We start from the raw sequence: 14,456 nt of genomic DNA, 5'->3' as shown, positions 1-14,456 counted from the left end.
CATGAAATCGCTGTTATCGAGTTTCGGTGCCATCGTCGTCGGTGTCTTCCTGAGCCTTTCATCGCCGCTGCATGCAACGGCGCCCGGCCGGTGGGTCGAGTCCTCCAATCCACCCTACGTGGCGCGTGTCGCGGACGGCACGCTGCTGTCGATCCAGCTTCAGCCCATGCGCCTGAAGCTCGACATGAACGCGCACAACTCAGTCCGATCCGAAACCGACGACTTCAAGCCCGCCCGCTATTCGTTTCCGCGCGCGCACGTTCCGCAAACCGTGCTGCATCGTCTGACGGACATCTATCGCTACGAGCGCCGCAGGGATGTCCCGATCGTCTCTTCCGGCGGCAACTGGGTCATTGCCGAATACTTCCCTGCCCGTTCGCACATTCCGGTCGCGCGCTTCCAGTTGCTGGGCGGGCGCGTGCAGCGTCAGGAACGGCTTGACCCGACTGGCCGCACGACGCAGATCGTCGTCATCGGCTGGGCGCGTGTTGCCGCGCCCGCCGACGAGGAAGCCAGCGATCTGACCGCGCTCGGCGAGCGTCCCGCGTGGATCCGGGTCTTCCGTGTGTCGCCGTCCGGAGCGAAGACCCTGGTGGCGGTCGCCCGGCGCAAGCGCAGTTTCACCGCACCGCCCGACCCCGACCACGTACCGCAGGACGACGATCTGACGTTCGGCTCGCCGAAGGGCATGCCCGAATGGCGCTCGATGGCCGAGTTCGCGGCCGCTCAGGAAATCGACCTCGACGCCGCCGCACTGTCCGGGAAGTCCGGCACGGCGCAGCGCGCGGGTTCGCGCGTCTGACGCATGTCTCAGAAGAACGCCATGCGCGCACCCGGATCGATGTATCACTGGCTGGCCGCCGCGCTCGCCCTGCTGGGCGCGGATGCCCGAAGCGCGGACGACGCCGCGCAAGCTCACTACTACATCGGACGCCAGGGCGACGCGTTCGAATACGCCCGCATGTCCGCCGGCGAAGGCGCGGCCGAACGGCGCGTGCTCGTCTGGTATCTGGGCAACCGGACCGGCAGGACGCCGTCGGTCCGCTATCAGGACGGCGCGAGCGGCGGAACCCTGACCTGCTATGACGATTGCCAGTTCGTTCGCGGCGTGACGACCGTCGCGGGAAAAGTCGTGCATGTGGGCCGTATCCGCGTGACGAACGACCCGCTCATCTACGCCATCATGCACGACGCACTCGCCGGATATCTGTCGAAACGTTGACGGCGAAGGGCCGCGGAGCACGGTCGCCCATGACCCCGCGTGCATCTTCCGTTGATACGTTATATCATCGCCGGATTGCATTGCGAGCGGCTGGTCCGCCCCCGCATTCACCCCTTGCCTGGTTCACGCTCCGCGTGGCCCGAATGTCATGACCGATTCCGTCGAAACCAAGCTCGCGCGTGCCGAGGTGCTGGCCACCGAGCGCGGCGTCGCGCTGACGCCGCTGCGCCGCCATGTGTACGAACTCGTCCTTCAGGCGCACAAGCCGATCGGCGCCTACGATCTCATCGACGCCATGCAGCCCCAGCGCGGCTCGCGCGTGCCGCCCACGACCGTGTATCGGGCGCTCGAATTCCTGGTCGAGAACGGTTTCGTGCATCGCATCGAATCGAAGAACGCGTTTGTCGCCTGCTGCGATGCGGGCAAGCCGCACGAAAGCCAGTTTCTGATCTGCGACGAATGCGGCGCGACGCTCGAAATCCAGGGCCGCGAACTCGCGTCGTCGCTGTCCGCGAGTCCGCCCGCGCATGGCTTCAAGGTGCATCACCAGGTCGTCGAGCTGAGCGGCCTGTGCGCCGACTGCCAGAAGAAACATCGGGCGCAGCATCGCCCGCACGGCGCCTGAAGCGCCCGCCAGCAACGACACCCATCCCAGCTCTGACCGCCACCACACAAGGAAATCGATGAAATTCGCGCACGTCCTGACCTGCTTCGCGCTCGCGCTCGGCTTTTGCAGTACCGCTTCCGCGCAGGCGGCGCGCGTGCCGGTCGTCGCGGCCGAGAACTTCTACGGCGACGTGATCCGCCAGCTCGGCGGCGACTACGTGCAGGTGACGAGCATCCTCAGCAATCCGGACGAAGACCCGCATCTGTTCGAGGCCAGCCCGAAAACCGCGCGCGCGTTGCAGCACGCGTCGCTCGTCGTGTACAACGGCGCGGACTACGATCCGTGGATGGATAAGCTGCTTGCGGCATCGAAGAGCAACGACAAGCGCACGGTGATCGTCGCGGCGAAGCTGGTCGGCAAGAAGGCCGGCGACAATCCGCACCTCTGGTATGACCCGGCGACCATGCCGGTCGTCGCGCGCGCGGTGAGCGCCTATCTCGTGAGCGCCGATCCGTCGCACAAGAGCGACTACGACGCCCGTCTCGCAACCTTCCTCGACTCGCTGAAGCCGATTGACGCCAGCGTCGCGCAACTGAAGGCGCACTACAAGGGCGTGCCCGTGACGGCGACGGAACCGGTGTTCGGCTACATGGCGGATGCCATCGGCTTCGAAATGCGCAACCTGCGCTTCCAGATGGCGTCGATGAACGAGACCGAACCGAGCCCCGCCGATATCGCCGCCTTCGAGAAGGACTTGCGCGAGCGCCGCGTGCACGTGCTGATCTACAACAGCCAGGCCACCGGCGCGCTGACGAAGCGCCTGCTGGGCGTCGCGAAGGACGCGCACGTGCCGAGCATCAGCGTGACGGAACCGCGGCCGGCGAAGAGGACCTACCAGCAATGGATGCAGTCGCAGCTCGACGCACTCGCGGGCGCGCTGCAAGGATGGCAACGATGAATGCAGCACGACCCGCGCTCGAAGTCGAACGCGTCACGCTGGAACTCGGCGGTCGCGAGATCCTGAACGACGCGAGCTTCACGGTCCACAACGGCGAGTTCATCGGCGTGCTCGGACCGAATGGCGCGGGCAAGACCACGTTGATGCGCGCACTGCTCGGCCTCGTGCCTTTGAAGAGCGGTGCGATCCGCGTCAACGGCGAGGCCGTGGCGCGAGGCAATGCGTCGATCGGCTATATGCCGCAGATCCGCAGCGGTCTCGCCAACCGCCGCGTGCTGGGCCGCGATTTCGTCGCGATGGCCGCGGACGGGCATCGCTGGGGCCTGCCGCATCGCGATGCGCGCGTGCGTGCCGAAGTCGAGCGCGTGCTCGAGCTCGTCGGCGCGCGGCAGCTCGCGTCGCGGCCGCTGTCGGAACTGTCGGGCGGCGAGCGGCAACGCCTGCTGCTCGCGCAATGCCTGCTCGGCAATCCGCGTCTCCTGCTGCTCGACGAGCCGCTCATCAGCCTGGATCCGCGACATCAGACCGGCGTGGTGGAACTGGTGCGGCGCGTGCAGCGCGAACTGAACATCACGGTGCTGTTTTCGGCGCACGAACTCAATCCGCTGCTGAACTCGCTCGACCGCGTGCTCTATCTCGGCAGCGGCCGCGCGGCGCTCGGCACCGTCGACGAGGTCATCTCGAAGCCGGTGCTGTCACGGCTGTACGGCTCGCCGATCGACGTGATGCGCGTGAACGGGCGCATCTTCGTGATGTCGGGCGATGTCGAGATCGACAAGCTCGATCACGCCCACGAGGAAGACGGCGAACACGCGCACGATCATGACCACGGGCACGGGCATGGCCACGCGCATCATCATGAGCACGCCGGCGCTCAGGGCAAGAAGGGAAGCCACACGCACAATGTTTGAATACGACTTCATGGTGAATGCATTCGCGGCGTCGGGAATCGTCGCGGTGCTGGCGGGCATCGTCGGCTATTTTCTGGTGATGCGCGGGCAGACCTTCGCGGGCCACGCGCTTTCGCACGTCGGCTTCACCGGCGCGACCGGCGCGGTGCTGATCGGCATGCCGCCGCTCTGGGGCATGGTCGGCTTCACGCTCGCGGCGGGCATCGGCATGGGCGCGCTCGGCGAAAAGCTCTCGGGCCGCGACGTGGCGATCGGCGTGATTCTGTCGCTGTCGCTGGGCTTCGGCCTGCTGTTCCTGCACTTCTTCACCGCCTATGCCACCCAGGCCACCGCGCTTTTGTTCGGCAACGTGCTCGGCGTCAGTCACGACACGCTGATCGTGCTGCTCGGTCTCGCGCTGGTGAGTCTCGCGGCGCTGGCGTTCATCATGCGGCCGCTGATGTTCGCGTCGCTGCAGCCGGAACTGGCCGAGGCCAAGGGCGTGTCGCTGCGGCTCGTGTCGGTGCTGTTTCTCGCCATCACTGCGCTGGCCGTGGCGGCGTGTACGCAGATCGTGGGTGTGCTGCTGGTGTTCGCGCTGATGGTCGGGCCGGCCGCCGCCGCGCAGAACGTCACGACGCGGCTGTCGTCAGGGCTGTTGCTGGCCGCCGCGTTCGCGCTCGGGCAGGCGTGGATCGGGCTGACGCTCGCCTACTACACCGACTGGCCGACGAGCTTCTGGATCACCATGCTCGCCGCCGTCGTCTATGGCGCGAGTCTGATCGGACGGCGCGGCGACTGAGTTCTCGCGCCGGCGCCGTCCTGCAAACTCACTTGCACAACACCCGCGCATGATGCGCGACATGCTCGCCCACCAAGGTCGAGATGAAGAAGTAGCCGTGATCGTAGCCTTCGTGCCGCCGGACGTTCACCGTGTGTCCGGCTTCACGCGCATTGCGCTCGAACACGTCGGGATGCAGCTGTTCGGCAAGGAACTGATCCGCGAGCCCCTGATCGATCAGGATGCCGCCCTCGAAGCGTGCCGCCGCATCGCCCTTGATGAGCTCGCTCGCGTCGTACTGCTTCCACGCCTCGCGATCGTCGCCGAGGTAGCCGGAAAACGCCTTCACGCCCCACGGACACTGCGAAGGCGCCGCGATGGGCGCGAACGCCGACACGCTGCGATAGATGTCCGGATTGCGCAACGCCAGCACGAGCGCGCCGTGCCCGCCCATCGAATGGCCGAAGATGCCGATGCGGTCCTCGCGCACCGGCAGTTCCGCGATCACCGTCTCGCGCAGTTCCTGCGTCACATACGAGTCCATCCGATAGTGCTTCGACCACGGCTCGCGCGTCGCATCGACATAGAAGCCCGCGCCCGCGCCGAAATCCCACGCGTCCTTCTCGCCGGGAATGTCGGCGCCGCGCGGCGACGTATCCGGCGCGATCAGCGCAATGCCGTGCTCCGCCGCGTAACGCTGCGCGCCCGCCTTGATCGGAAAGGTTTCTTCGGTGCAGGTCAGGCCGGCGAGGTAGAACAACGCCGGCACCTTGCCCGACGCTGCCTCTTTCGGCAGAAAGACCGAGAAGCGCATCGGCAGGCCGATGCTTTGGGCGTCGTGCTTGTAGATACGCTGCACGCCATCGAAACAGCGGTGCTCTTCCACGAGTTCCAGCATGAAGGCCTCCGGGTTCAGTAGACCACGACCGAGCGGATCGACTCGCCCTTCTTCATCAGGTCGAAACCGTCGTTGATCTGGTCGAGCTTGAGATGGTGCGTGATCAGGTCGTCGATATTGATCTTGCCTTCCATGTACCAGTCGACGATCTTCGGCACGTCGGTGCGCCCGCGTGCGCCGCCGAACGCCGAGCCTTTCCACTCGCGGCCCGTGACCAGCTGGAACGGCCGCGTGCTGATTTCCTGGCCGGCCGCCGCCACGCCGATGATGAACGACTGGCCCCAGCCCTTGTGCGTGCATTCGAGCGCCTGGCGCATCAGCGTCGTGTTGCCGACGCATTCGAACGAATAGTCCGCGCCGCCGTCGGTCAGCTGCACGATGTGATCGACGACGTTCTCCACTTCCTTCGGGTTGATGAAGTGGGTCATGCCGAACTTCTTCGCCAGCTCGATGCGGCCCGGATTGATATCGACGCCGATGATCTTGTCCGCGCCGACCATCTTCGCGCCCTGGATCACGTTCAGTCCGATGCCGCCCAGCCCGAACACGACGACGTTCGCGCCCGCCTCGACCTTCGCCGAATACACCACCGCGCCGACGCCCGTGGTCACGCCACAGCCGATGTAGCAGATCTTGTCGAACGGCGCGTCTTCACGCACCTTCGCGACCGCGATCTCCGGCACGACGATGTAGTTCGAGAACGTCGACGTACCCATGTAGTGGAACAGCGGCTTGCCGTCGAGCGAGAAACGCGAAGTGGCATCGGGCATCAGGCCCTTGCCCTGCGTGGCGCGGATCTTCTGGCAGAGATTGGTCTTGCGCGACAGGCAGAACTTGCACTCGCGGCATTCCGGCGTGTAGAGGGGAATGACGTGATCGCCCTTTCTCAACGTGCCGACGCCGGGACCGGTATCGACCACGACGCCCGCGCCCTCGTGCCCGAGGATCGCCGGGAAAATGCCCTCCGGGTCGGCGCCCGACAGCGTGTAGTAGTCGGTGTGGCAGATGCCGGTCGCCTTGACTTCGATCAGCACCTCACCGGCGCGCGGACCTTCGAGATCGACCTCTTCGATCGTCAGCGGCTTGCCTGCTTCCCATGCGATTGCGGCTTTCGTCTTCATCGTTCAGCTCCTCGGTTTTGATGGCGGATTCGGTTCAGCGCACGACGTTCAAGACTTCGTAGCATGCGCCCATCGTGTGATAGTCGGTCTTGCCGGCGGGACTCTTTTCGTCGCTGTACTGGCGGTTGTCGCGCGTCAGGATGCGATACCACGCGCCCCACTTGTGATCGACGAAATGCTCCCAGGAATAGGCCCACAGGCGGTCGTAATCGTTCCAGTAGCGCGCGGCGAGCGTCGTGTCGCCCGCGTTGCGCGCGTGCTCCGCGAGCAGCGCCGCCGCCGCGAGCGATTCCGCCTGCACCCAGAAATACTTGTCCTCGTCGTAGAACTGGCCTTCGGGGTCGAAGCCATAGACCATGCCGCCGTGCTCGTGATCCCACGAGCGTTCCAGCGCCCGGTCGAACAGTTCACGCGCGCGCGTGGCATGCCATGCTTCCGGACGATGCCGGTCGAGGATCAGCAGCAGCTTCGCCCATTCGGTCTGGTGTCCCGGCTGGAAACCCCACGGCCGGAAGATGTTGCTGCGGTCGCCCTTGTTGTAGTCCCAGTCGACGGACCAGTCCGGCTTGTAGTGCTCCCACACGAGCCCGCCCGCGAGCGCCGCCTGACGGTTCACCATGTTGTCGGCGAGCAGCGCGGCGCGGTCGAGATAGCGCTCGGCGCCGGTGGCCTCGAACGCCGCGAGCAGCGCCTCGCAGGTGTGCATGTTGGCGTTCTGGCCGCGATAGTCCGACACCTGCCAGTCCGCGCTCGCCTCGTCCTTGTAGAGACCGTGCGGCGCGTCCCAGAAGCGGGCTTCCATCAGATCCCAGGTTTCGTCGAGATAGGCGCGCGCCTCGTCGACGCCGGCCTCGACCGCCTTCGCATACGCGAGCATGACGAACGCCAGTCCGTAGCAATGGTTGGTCGCGTCCGTCACCTCGCGGCCGTTGAGCGTCCACGCATAGCCGCCCGTCTGCGGATTGCGGTGAAACTCGCGCAGATAGTCGATGCCATGCACCACGCCGCCGCGATATTCGTCCATGCCCCAGTGCTTGTACGCCATCGCGTAGTTGAAGACGAAGCGCGTGCTCGACACCAGATGCCGCGAGGTGCGGTCGTAGATCGTGCCGTCGTTCTTGTAGTAGTGGAAGAAGCCGCCCGCCGGGTCCATGCAGTGCGGGTGATAGAAGGTCATCGTGCGCAGCACGTGGTCCAGCAGGAAGGCGCGCGAACGGAAGTCGGGATGGGACGGCGAAGGTGCGGGCATGGCGGATTCCGGAGTGAGCTGGACGATGGCGGGCATCATGCGCCGCTCATATGAAGCGGCGCTTCATGATGCGCGGCGCGCGTTGCATCGGCTTCGAGGGTACGCAAGTTTAAGCGCTCTCGCGGCGAACCGTGAACCCGCCGTCGGACCGCGTGGCCGGATCGAGGACGCGCAGGAAGCATTCGTCGAGCGACAAACCGGCGAGGTAAAGGGCATCGATTCCAGGAAAAACCATGGGATGGCGGAGCGAAAAAAGGCCTTAGGGAAAACGCGCAAAACGGGGGTTTACCCCTGCGCCGCGCGACCCGCGCCAAAAATCGACTATACGCACGGGCTAATGCACATCATAACGAGCACCGCAGGAAGTCCGCCTTGCACGACCCGACGAATTTCCCTTGCAATACGTCAAACCCCTTGTAGCCGGGACCTGCGCACGTTTGCGCCCGCGCCGCCGCGCCCGATCCATATCGGCGGGCGAACGCGACGTATAGCGCCGCGTGGTCTTGTTCATGCATTTTGATGCACTTAACGTGGAGGCCATTCTTGTTAGAAGGCAATAAAGGAGAGAGACATGGCATCAAGTTCGGTGAACCCGTCCGTGCATCCGTGCGACGAGCGGCTACCTGCCGGTCAGTTGCTGACCCTCGGCATCCAGCACGTGCTCGTCATGTACGCCGGCGCGGTCGCGGTGCCGCTGATCCTCGGCGCCGCAATGGGCTTGCCGAAGGATCAGGTCGCGTTCCTCATCAGCGCTGACCTGTTCTCCTGCGGCGTCGCGACGCTGATCCAGACGCTCGGCCTGTGGATCTTCGGCATCCGCCTGCCGGTCATCATGGGCTGCACCTTCGCCGCGGTCGGCCCGATGGTCGCCATCGGCACGAATCCCTCGCTCGGCATTCTCGATGTCTTCGGCTCGACCATCGCGGCCGGCGTGATCGGCATCCTGCTCGCGCCGATGATCGGCAAGCTGCTGCGCTTCTTCCCGCCGGTCGTGGTGGGCACGGTCATCGCGGTGATCGGGCTCTCGCTGATGGGCGTCGGCATCAACTGGGCGGCGGGCGGCGTCGGCAATCCCGACTACGGCAACCCGGTGTTCCTGCTGCTCTCGCTCGTCGTGCTCTCGCTGATCCTGCTCATCAACAAGTTCGCGCGCGGCTTCATCGCCAATATCTCGGTGCTGCTCGGGATCGTCGCGGGCTTCGTCATCGCCGCGCTGCTCGGCCGCGTCAACATGGACGGCGTGGCGCATGCGCCGTGGGTCGGCATCGTGCTGCCGTTTCACTTCGGCCTGCCGCATTTCGATCCGCTCTCCGTCGCGACGATGGTCATCGTCATGTTCGTCACGTTCATCGAATCGACCGGCATGTTCCTCGCGGTCGGCGATCTGGTCGAGCGTCCCGTCGATCAGAAGTCGCTGGTGCGCGGACTGCGCGTCGATGGCCTCGGCACGCTGATCGGCGGCATCTTCAACTCGTTCCCGCATACGTCGTTTTCGCAGAACGTCGGCTTGATCGGCGTGACCGGCGTGAAGAGCCGTTTCGTCTGCGCGACCGGCGGCGTCATTCTCGTCGTGCTCGGCCTGTTCCCGAAGATGGCGCAGGTCGTGGCGTCAGTGCCGCCGTTCGTGCTGGGCGGCGCGGGCATCGTGATGTTCGGCATGGTCGCGGCAAACGGCATCAAGACGCTGTCGCGCGTGGACTTCTCGACCAATCATCACAACTTGTTCATCGTCGCGGTCAGCGTGGGCATGGGCATGGTGCCGGTGGTCGCGCCGAAGTTCTTCACCCAGCTGCCGCACGCGCTCGAACCGATCCTCCACAGCGGCATTCTGCTGGCCTCGGTGACGGCGGTGATTTTGAACATCGTGTTCAACGGCGTGCGCAAGGAACGCGAGGCGCGTCGCGAGATCCGCGAAGCCGCGCACGATTTCGATGGCGCGGCCCACGCGGGCGACGCGCATTGATGATGGAGTAGTTCCCGGAAGTGCTTGCGTTGAGCGCCGCGACGAAAGTTGCGGCGTTTTTTTTGTGCTCGCGTGAGCCGCAGCGTTTAAGTGGCAAGCGCCCTTACGGCGCCTGCGCACATCACGAACTCGCGTCCGCCGGACGCGGCGCGTCCCCAGTCTTCTCGATCCACCCGCCGCCGAGCGCCTGATACAGGCTCACCAGATTCGCCAGCCGCTGCGTGCGCGCGGAAACGAGCGTCTGCTGTGCGGCATAGAGATCCTGCTGTGCCGTCAGCACGTTCAGATAGCCATCGACACCTTGCCGGTAGCGCAGCGTCGAAAGATCCAGACGACGCTGCTGCGCAGCCGTATCGCGCTCGAGCGCCGCGATCTGCTGATCGAAGGTGCCGCGCGCGGCCAGACCATCGGCGACGTCGCGAAACGCCGACTGGATGGTTTTCTCGTAGCGCGCCACCTCGATCCGCTTGCTGACGTTCGCCAGGTCAAGGTTCGCGACGTTCTGGCCGCCCGAGAAGATCGGCAGGGTGATGGTCGGCGCGAAGCTCCACGCCGCCGAGCCCGGCTTGAACAGCCCGCCGAGCGACGGGCTCAGCGTACCGAAGCTGCCGGTCAGCGAAATGCTCGGAAAGAACGCCGCGCGTGCCGCGCCGATGTTCGCATTGGCGGCGATCAGGTTCTGCTCCGCCTCCATGATGTCCGGACGGCGCAGCAGCAAGTCCGACGGCAGTCCCGCCGGCAAGTCGGTGAGCATCGGCTGGCGGGCGAGCGGCTGGCCTTCCGGAAGATCGTCCGGCACGGGTTCGCCGAGCAGCAGCGCGAGCGCGTTCACCGCCTGGGCCCGCGCGCGTTCCTGCGCCTGCAGATTGGCCGCTGCGGTTTCCATCACGGTTTGCGACTGGCTCAGGTCCAGCTCCGACGCCGTGCCGTTGTCGAACTGCAGCTTGACGATGCCGAACGAATCGCCCGCGCTTTTCAGTGTCTGGCGCGTGACGGCGAGGAGATCGTCGGCTTGTAGCACTTGCAGGTATTGCGTGGCGACCTGCCCGACCAGCGAAATCTCGGCCGCCTTGCGTGCATAGGCGGTCGCGAAGTAGGTGGCGAGCGCCTGGTCCTTCAGGCTCTGCACACGGCCGAACAGGTCGATTTCCCACGACGCGTTCAGACCCACGGAGTAGCTGTTCTGGATCGTCTGGTTGGCGAACGCGAGATCCCGCGGCGTGCGCTGTTTCGTCTGTCCGCCCTGCGCGCTCACCGACGGCAGCAGCCCGGCGCGCGCGATGCGGTATTGCGCCTGCGCCGCCTGCACGTTCAGCACCGCGACGCGCAAGTCGCGGTTGTTGCGCAAGGCGATGTCGATGAGTTGCTGCAAGCGGGCATCGACGAAGAAATCGCGCCAGCCGACATCGGCTGCGGGCGTAGCGGACGCGTTTTGTGCCGCTTGCGCCGCATAGACGCCATCGGCGGGATAGCCCGCGGGCACCGGCGACGCCGGCTGCGCGTACTTGGGCGCGAGCGTGCAGCCACCGGCAAGCCACGCGATGGCCGCGGCAATCAAGGTCAGTCTCAGCATGTCAGTGTGCCTCCTTGCCGGCTTCCGCGCGGCGCTTCTGGTCGTAGTGCGCGAGCGCGGCTTGCGGGTCCTCCTTGTCGCCGCCGAAGCGCGAACGCACGACGACGAAGAACATCGGCACCATGAAAATGGCGAGGAAGGTCGCGGTGAGCATGCCGCCGATCACGCCCGTGCCGATCGCGTGCTGGCTGCCCGAGCCCGCGCCGTTGCTGATGGCGAGCGGCAGCGTGCCCAGAATGAACGCCAGCGAGGTCATCAGGATGGGCCGCAGACGCAGCCGCGCTGCTTCCATCGCCGCTTCGACCGGACCCATCTTCTGGGTGAGCTGCAGGTCGCGCGCGAATTCCACGATCAAAATGGCGTTCTTCGCCGACAGCCCCACCGTGGTCAACAGGCCGACCTGGAAGAACACGTCGTTTTCCAGACCGCGCAGCGACACGGCGAACAACGCGCCGATCACGCCGAGCGGCACGACCATGATCACGGCGAACGGCACCGACCAGCTCTCGTACAGCGCCGCGAGACACAGGAACACGACGAGGATCGAGATGCCGTACAGGACCGGCGCCTGCGAGCCCGACTGGATCTGCTGATAGGACAGCCCGGTCCATTCGAAGCCGATGCCCGCCGGCAGCTTGGCCGCGAGCGCTTCCATGGCGGTCATGGCCTGCCCGGTGGATTTGCCCGGCGCGGCAACGCCCTGGATTTCGATCGACGAGCGGCCGTTGTAGCGCTCGAGCTTCGGCGAGCCGTAGCTCCAGCTGCCGGTTGCAAACGACGAGAACGGCACCATCGCGCCCGACGCATTGCGCACGTACCAGCTGTCGATGTTTTCCGGCGCCATGCGGAACGGCGCATCGCCTTGCAGGTAGACCTTCTTGATGCGGCTGTCGGTATCGAGGAAGTTATTGACGTACTTCGACGCCCACGCAATCGAGAAGGTCTGGTCGATCGCCGACGGATCCACGCCCTGCGAAAGCGCCTTCTGGCGGTCGATGTTGACGCGGAACTGCGCGGTGTCGTTGAGGCCGTTCGGACGCACCTGCGCCAGCGACGGATCCTTCGCCGCCATGCCGAGCAACATCGCGCGCGCCTGCATCAGCTTTTCGTGACCGAGACCCGCGCGATCCTGCAACTCGAAGTCGAAGCCCGACGCCGTGCCGAGTTCAGGAATGGACGGCGGATTCACCGGGAACACCAACGCATTCTTGTAGCCCGCGAAGTGCCCGAAGGTCCGGCCGACCAGCGCCTGCACCTTCTCCTTCGCGCCGGTGCGCTTGGCGAAGTCCTTCAGGCGCACGAACACGAGGCCCGCATTCTGGCCGCGGCCCGCGAAGCTGTAGCCGTTCACGGTGAAGGCCGATTCGACGATCGCGCCTTCCTGCTTGAGCAGATAGCCCGAGACGTCGTCGAGCGCGCGCTGCGTCAGTTCCTGCGTGGAGCCGGCCGGCGTTGCGACGAGCACGAATATCATTCCCTGGTCCTCGTCGGGCAGGAAGGCTTTCGGCAGGCGCGCGAACAGCAGCGCGACCGCTGCGATGATCACCAGATAGACGATCATGAAGCGGCCCGAGCGGCGAATCACCTGATACACGCCGTCGTGATACTTCTCCTGGCTGCGTGCAAAGACCCGATTGAACCAGCCGAAGAAACCGGTGGTCTTCGGTCCGTGTCCCGGCGGCAGCGGCTTCAGGAGCGTGGCGCACAGCGCCGGCGTGAGGATCATCGCCGTGAGCACGGAGAGGCCCATGGAGGCCACGATCGTCAGCGAGAACTGCCGGTAGATGGCGCCCACCGAGCCGCCCGAGAACGCCACCGGCACGAACACCGCCGCCAGCACCAGCGCCACGCCGACCAGCGCGCCGGTAATCTGGCTCATCGCGCGGCGCGTGGCCTCCTTCGGTCCGAGCCCTTCCTCGGTCATCACCCGCTCGACGTTCTCCACCACGACGATCGCGTCATCCACCAGCAGGCCGATGGCGAGCACCATGCCGAACATCGACAGCGTGTTGATCGAGAACCCCGCCGCCGACATGATCGCGAAGGTGCCGAGCAGCACCACCGGCACGGCGAGCGTGGGGATCAGCGTGGCGCGCAGGTTCTGCAGGAACAGGTACATCACGAGGAACACCAGCACGATGGCCTCGAACAGCGTCTTCACCACTTCGCTGATGGACTGCCTGACGAACGGCGTCATGTCGTACGGATACTCGACGACGAGCCCCGGCGGGAAGAACTTCGAGAGTTCGTCGATCTTCGCGCGCACGGCGTTGGCGGTGGCCAGCGCGTTCGCGCCGGTCGCGAGCTGGATGCCGAAGCCGGCGGCCGGCTTGCCGTTGTAGCGCGTCTCGAAGATGTAGTTCTCACCGCCCAGGCCCACGCGCGCGACGTCCTTGATGCGCACCTGCGAGCCGTCCTGGTTCACCTTCAGCAGCACGTTGCCGAACTGCTCGGGCGTGCGCAGCAGCGTGGCTTCCGTGATGGTCGCCTGCATCGCCTGGCCGGGCACGGCGGGCGTGCCGCCCAGCTGCCCCGCCGCGACCTGCACGTTCTGCGTCTGCAGCGCGTTCTGCACATCGACCGGCGTGAGGTTGTACTGCGTCAGCTTGTTCGGGTCGAGCCAGATGCGCATCGCGTACTGCGTGCCGAACAGCGTCACCGTGCCGACGCCGTTCAGACGGCTCACCGGATCCTGCACGTTCGACGCCACGTAGTTCGCGAGATCCTCGCGGCTCATGCTGCCGTCCTTCGACACGAACGCGAGCACCAGCAGGAAGCTGCTGCTCGACTTCGACACGCTGGTGCCCAGCTGCTGCACGACCTGCGGCAGGTTCGGCGTGGCGAGTTGCAGGCGGTTCTGCACCTGCACCTGCGCGATGTCGGCATTGGTGCCGGCGGCGAAGGTCAGCGTGACGGTGGCGGTGCCGCTGTCGTCGGAGGTGGAGGACAGGTACAGCAGATGGTCGAGCCCGCTCATCTGCTGCTCGATCACCTGCGTCACCGTGTTCTCGACGGTCTGGGCCGAGGCGCCCGGATAGGTGGCAGAAATCTGGATGGCGGGCGGTGCGATCGTCGGATACTGCGCGACCGGCAAGGTCGCGACCGACGCCGCGCCCGCCAGCATCAGGATGATGGAGATCACCCACGCAAAAATCGGGCGATCGATGAAGAAATTGGCCATGGCGCGTGTCTCC

Annotated in this window: 12 protein-coding genes; 7 read left to right on the top strand and 5 right to left on the bottom strand. The window is 65.7% G+C overall.

Features of this window, described 5'->3' with window-relative positions; translation table 11 throughout:
- Position 1 precedes the first annotated feature (1 nt).
- From QCE83_RS02330 to QCE83_RS02305, 6 genes are all read left to right on the top strand, one after another.
- Positions 2 to 802, top strand: a complete 801-nt coding sequence (locus QCE83_RS02330; RefSeq protein ID WP_309807390.1) for a hypothetical protein — start codon at positions 2 to 4, stop codon at positions 800 to 802.
- 21 nt (positions 803 to 823) lie between these two features.
- A complete protein-coding gene (locus tag QCE83_RS02325; protein ID WP_309807389.1) occupies positions 824 to 1,222 on the top strand; it encodes a hypothetical protein in 399 nt (132 codons plus the stop codon).
- 148 nt (positions 1,223 to 1,370) lie between these two features.
- The gene (locus tag QCE83_RS02320; protein WP_309807388.1) at positions 1,371 to 1,847 is read left to right on the top strand and encodes a Fur family transcriptional regulator; all 477 of its coding nucleotides are present in this window, start codon (positions 1,371 to 1,373) and stop codon (positions 1,845 to 1,847) included.
- 58 nt (positions 1,848 to 1,905) lie between these two features.
- Positions 1,906 to 2,787 carry a metal ABC transporter solute-binding protein gene (locus tag QCE83_RS02315; protein ID WP_309807387.1) on the top strand — a complete coding sequence of 294 codons (882 nt, stop codon included), beginning with the start codon at positions 1,906 to 1,908 and terminating at the stop codon, positions 2,785 to 2,787.
- On the top strand, positions 2,784 to 3,698 hold the full coding sequence (locus tag QCE83_RS02310) for an ABC transporter ATP-binding protein (RefSeq protein ID WP_309807386.1): 915 nt from the start codon (positions 2,784 to 2,786) through the stop codon (positions 3,696 to 3,698). Before QCE83_RS02315 ends, QCE83_RS02310 begins: the two co-directional genes overlap by 4 nt.
- Positions 3,691 to 4,479, top strand: coding sequence for a metal ABC transporter permease (locus QCE83_RS02305; RefSeq protein WP_309807383.1), 789 nt, complete (start codon positions 3,691 to 3,693; stop codon positions 4,477 to 4,479). Before QCE83_RS02310 ends, QCE83_RS02305 begins: the two co-directional genes overlap by 8 nt.
- Positions 4,480 to 4,507: 28 nt before the next feature.
- Here the strand turns inward: QCE83_RS02305 and fghA are convergent, their stop codons facing one another.
- Genes fghA through QCE83_RS02290 form a run of 3 tightly spaced genes read right to left on the bottom strand, consistent with a single transcriptional unit; the run spans position 4,508 to position 7,726 of the window.
- A complete protein-coding gene (gene fghA / locus QCE83_RS02300; RefSeq protein WP_309807381.1) occupies positions 4,508 to 5,356 on the bottom strand; it encodes an S-formylglutathione hydrolase in 849 nt (282 codons plus the stop codon).
- Positions 5,357 to 5,370: 14 nt separating this feature from the next.
- Positions 5,371 to 6,477, bottom strand: coding sequence for an S-(hydroxymethyl)glutathione dehydrogenase/class III alcohol dehydrogenase (locus tag QCE83_RS02295; protein ID WP_309807379.1), 1,107 nt, complete (start codon positions 6,475 to 6,477; stop codon positions 5,371 to 5,373).
- Positions 6,478 to 6,511: 34 nt separating this feature from the next.
- A complete protein-coding gene (locus QCE83_RS02290) occupies positions 6,512 to 7,726 on the bottom strand; it encodes an AGE family epimerase/isomerase (protein ID WP_309807378.1) in 1,215 nt (404 codons plus the stop codon).
- A 571-nt stretch (positions 7,727 to 8,297) separates the two neighbouring features.
- Between QCE83_RS02290 and QCE83_RS02285 the strand changes: the two genes are divergently transcribed.
- On the top strand, positions 8,298 to 9,689 hold the full coding sequence (locus tag QCE83_RS02285; RefSeq protein WP_309807377.1) for a nucleobase:cation symporter-2 family protein: 1,392 nt from the start codon (positions 8,298 to 8,300) through the stop codon (positions 9,687 to 9,689).
- 121 nt (positions 9,690 to 9,810) lie between these two features.
- Here the strand turns inward: QCE83_RS02285 and QCE83_RS02280 are convergent, their stop codons facing one another.
- Both QCE83_RS02280 and QCE83_RS02275 read right to left on the bottom strand, forming a co-directional pair.
- The gene (locus QCE83_RS02280; RefSeq protein ID WP_309807376.1) at positions 9,811 to 11,262 is read right to left on the bottom strand and encodes an efflux transporter outer membrane subunit; all 1,452 of its coding nucleotides are present in this window, start codon (positions 11,260 to 11,262) and stop codon (positions 9,811 to 9,813) included.
- Position 11,263: 1 nt separating this feature from the next.
- A complete protein-coding gene (locus tag QCE83_RS02275; RefSeq protein WP_309807375.1) occupies positions 11,264 to 14,443 on the bottom strand; it encodes an efflux RND transporter permease subunit in 3,180 nt (1,059 codons plus the stop codon).
- Positions 14,444 to 14,456 lie beyond the last annotated feature (13 nt).

The organism is Caballeronia sp. LZ034LL (genome assembly GCF_031451215.1).
Taxonomy (GTDB): domain Bacteria; phylum Pseudomonadota; class Gammaproteobacteria; order Burkholderiales; family Burkholderiaceae; genus Caballeronia.
Note: the sequence above shows the minus strand (reverse complement) of the source record. Positions and strands in the feature narration are given on the sequence as shown.